Raw genomic sequence first — 3,840 nt, 5'->3', positions numbered from 1 at the left:
CGGGTCGCGGATCTGGCGTTAGAGAGTCCTATGAGCCTTGGATCAAGATTTGGGATATCCAGTCGAGCGGGGTGTCGCATCTTGTACCGGGTGTGAAATTTCATCGCAGTCATCATTTGCTATCCAACGCTGAGCGCGACTATCACCTGATCCTTGAGCATGATCCTTCCATCATCGACATTCGTGAGCAGTTCCCGCTCCTAACGCAAGCTGAGACTCAAGCGATCGCGTCAAGCCTGAATTACCGTCATCCTGTGTATCCAGGTACTCAAGTCCCAGTGGTTATGACCACTGACTTCCTCATAACTTTCATAGATTCGAAGGGCGAAGCAACCTTGGCCGCGCGCTCTGTGAAATACCGTAAGGAGTTCGAGGATGCCAGCCTCAAGGAGCAGAATCGGATGGCGGAAAAGCTTGAGATCGAAGCTAAATATTGGGCTATGAGAAAGGTAGAATGGAAACTGGTTCTCCATGAAAATCTCTCGCAAGTTAAAATAGCAAATCTTGTCATACTTAGAACTTACGCGGTCATCCATCCTTCGTTGCCGACGGAGAATAATATAAATAATCTGCTCGAATTTATAGCGGGATGTAAGACTAGTGAATTGCCACTAAAGGCACTGCTGCAAAAAGCCTCGAGGGTAATTTTTATAGAATATATTGGTGTTAAACGCCTCTTCCACCATCTTCTTTGGACGGGCAGACTGGGGGCGAGTCTAAGCGCTAAGGTAATAAGCTTATCTGAACCTTTGCATGTTTGGATTGCTGAGCCATCCTTTTCCAGCACATCAGAAATCGAGGTGCCTCGTCATGCTTAGTCTGGGAGTTAACTGCATCGTTTCTCCGGGTGAGGGATCTGAGCTGCTGAAGAAACCGGTCAGAGTTTTAGCTATAAAGGATGAGTTTGTCTTAGTCATTGAACTCGGTACAAGTCCGACGAAGCCATGGCGGGTTGGAAGCTCACTATTGATCGAAGAGATCAATAACGGAGCGGCGGTGATCAACCCTGAAATGGTACCTATGCACTTGCTTCGAAGTGACGACGAGATCAGTGAGAATGAAAAAGACAGCCGAGATAGGAACTGGGAGCTGGTACGTGGTTTGGTGGAGAATCATGGCCCCCTCGATATCTTGACGTCTAACTTTGGTTCCCTTGTTGCTAATCACGCAATGGTAGTGGGAGTTGACCGGAAGCAAATTTATCGACTTCTCTATCGGTATTGGAGCATGGGGCAGACACGAAACGCATTTTTGTGGAATACCAGCACGTGTGGAGGCCGTGGAAAGAAAAAAAGTCGGGCCTCAGGCATTGTTCCTGGCCGACCGCTTAAATATCGTGGCGTAGTTGTGGATGACGGTGGCGCAATTCTGCTCGAGTCACGGCACATCTCGCATATTCGCTTGGCCTATGGGCGCTTTGCCAGTGGCAGGTGTGGCAAGCTAAAGAAAGCCTATGATTGGATGCTCAATAAGTTTTATCGGTCGATCAAGTCCGACGGTTCAAAAGGTAACCTGGTTCGAGGTAGCTACCCGTCCATCAATCAACTGGAGTACCATGGAAAACTTTTCTTTGATGAACTCTATAGGTTGAAGAAGAGCGGCGGCGCAATCCGCTATAATAAAGACCATCGTGCGCTAGTTGGATCTGCCTCTCAAGGGTTAGTCGGTGCAAGTCATCGGTACGAAATCGATTCGACGATTGCTGATGTTTATTTGGTACATCGAGTCAATCGGTTATGGTTGATCGGCAGGCCAGTGCTGTATGTGTTGGTTGATACGTTCACCAGAATGATCGTAGGTATTCATGTCGGGCTTGAAGGGCCCAGTTGGAATGGTGCTCGACATGCCATTTATAATGCTTGCACGCCGAAGAAGGAGTTTTGCAAGCGTTATAATATTGAGATCGATGAGGTTGACTGGCCATGTTCTCATCTACCGGTTGAAATCGTCGCAGATCGCGCTGAACTTCTCAGTGAAGCTGGGGAGACGATGACAAAGACTCTTGGTACAGCCTTGAAGATTTTGCCACCGTTTCGGCCTGACTGGAAAAGTATCATTGAAAGCCGTTTCCGACTGCTCAACGAAAAGCTGGATTTGAAATTTGTCCCTGGCGGCGTAGATGCTCGGAAAATGGAGCGTGGTGATCGTGACTACCAGCTCGACGCAATTTTCGATATCGATGAGTTTACTGAGATGGTAATCCTCGGTGTTTTGGCTCACAACAAGAGCCTTCGAGTTCCTCATCTTCTGAACCGTGAGATGATCGCGGCAGAAGTGGAGCCCACGCCTATGGCCATGTGGAAGTGGTCTATGGCAAACAATCTCCTGAATTCGAAATTCGTATCACCAGCGGAGCTGAAGATTGCATTGTTACCCTCGCAGGTGTGTCGAATTGGTCGAGGAGGTATAAATTTCCAAGGTGTGCAGTACACCTGTGAAACCGCCATTCGTTCGGAATGGTTGGAGCGCTCTCACAACTTTAAAACGAGGTACGTTAGGGTTTTCTACGATCCAAACTCTATTGAGAACTGCTGGATGAAATCTGAGGCGGGTTTCGAGCCGTTGACCATTGTACCGCAGCAGCGGGTTAAGTACGGTGGGCTTCGTATGGAGGAGGTCCTCGATATTATCAAGATTTTGAATCAGGTCGCCCCAGATGCCCGGTACGAGGATGCCAATACTGGAGCGCTTCTTCAAGGCCGCCAGGAGGAGATTCTTCATCGAGCGCAAGCCAAACGCCAGGGGCAGGGAGATCCGAAATCTGACGCTGAGTTCAAGCGGGACAAGCGTTCGAAACGTGCCGTTGAAACCCAGACTGAGCGCGACTTGCATACCGCTGACCTAAATCAGCTTCGCCTTGTGGATAACTCGCCAGCCGCGGAGGAGACTTATACACCTGTAACCGTGAAACCTGTCTCGGGTCGGAGCGCCGCCTTCCTGAAATTGGTGATCAACGCGGGTAACGAGGCTAGTCATGAGTGATTCCAGTTTTGCGCCAGCAGATTACAACCCGACTGGCATGCCTCAATACGACGGTAACCCACTGATTGAGTGTCTCCCGAAGATTCTTTCGGATGTTGATGTAGTCAGGCGCATTGGGAGCGCCCCGCCCCGGCCTGACAACGTGGAGCGGGCCTTGGACCCGAAATTACGTGGTCATGGCATCAACAGGCTGAAGGATGTCGTTGTACCTTTTGAAATCCACCTCAGGCTTGAGGACCTGTTCAGTCAATTGATTCGGTACGGATACACCGGGCGCAATCCATTGCATGCGTCATCCGTTAGGCATCGCTTGCCCTCTTCTGCGGAGATCAAGGGGCACGGGTTTATGTCCACCGCTGAAACGTTGACACTGATCGGGTTGAGCGGCATGGGTAAAACGACTGCGCTGAACTCCATTGCCAAGCTTTATCCACAGGTGATCAGTCACAGTAAGTATAAAGAGCAGATCTTCATTGAGACGCAGGTGGTCTGGCTCAAGATCGATTGTCCGCACGATGGCTCGTTGCGAGGTTTTTGTACCGCATTCTTCTCTTCATTGGATGAAGCATTAGGCATAAAAAAGTACTCAGGCAGAGCTGCTACTGGCCGCAGCATCAGCGTGATGCTTCAAAATATCAGTCAGTTGTGCAAAACCTATTTCATCGGAGCTCTCATAATTGATGAGATGCAGCACCTCTGCTCATCCCGAGGCGGGCAAGACCGCGAAAAGCTTCTCAACTTTTTTGTGCAGCTGTCGAATGACGCCGGCATCCCGCTGATCTACGTTGGCACAAATGCCATGCTTCCGCTGTTTTCTGGTGTTTTGCGAAATGCTCGGCGTGCGGCAGGAATGGGGCC

Annotated in this window: 3 protein-coding genes; all 3 read left to right on the top strand. The window is 49.8% G+C overall.

Annotated features, from left to right (window positions below; all coding sequences use genetic code 11):
* Nucleotides 1-818, top strand: an 818-nt coding sequence (locus ACNQP3_RS29180) for a TnsA endonuclease N-terminal domain-containing protein (protein ID WP_416470701.1), incomplete at its 5' end; no start/stop codon positions are given.
* The gene (locus ACNQP3_RS29175; protein ID WP_012316940.1) at nt 811-2,982 is read left to right on the top strand and encodes a Mu transposase C-terminal domain-containing protein; all 2,172 of its coding nucleotides are present in this window, start codon (nt 811-813) and stop codon (nt 2,980-2,982) included. The genes ACNQP3_RS29180 and ACNQP3_RS29175, both read left to right, overlap by 8 nt.
* Nucleotides 2,975-3,840, top strand: an 866-nt coding sequence (locus ACNQP3_RS29170; protein ID WP_416470700.1) for an ATP-binding protein, incomplete at its 3' end; no start/stop codon positions are given. The genes ACNQP3_RS29175 and ACNQP3_RS29170, both read left to right, overlap by 8 nt.

Source organism: Pseudomonas sp. LFS074, assembly GCF_047978165.1.
Classification (GTDB): domain Bacteria; phylum Pseudomonadota; class Gammaproteobacteria; order Pseudomonadales; family Pseudomonadaceae; genus Aquipseudomonas; species Aquipseudomonas putida_P.
Note: the sequence above shows the minus strand (reverse complement) of the source record. Positions and strands in the feature narration are given on the sequence as shown.

What these genes read in the sequence shown, in the direction of transcription:
- ACNQP3_RS29175 (WP_012316940.1), top strand. Translation starts at nt 811, where the DNA reads ATGCTTAGTCTGGGAGTTAACTGCATCGTTTCTCCGGGTGAGGGATCT.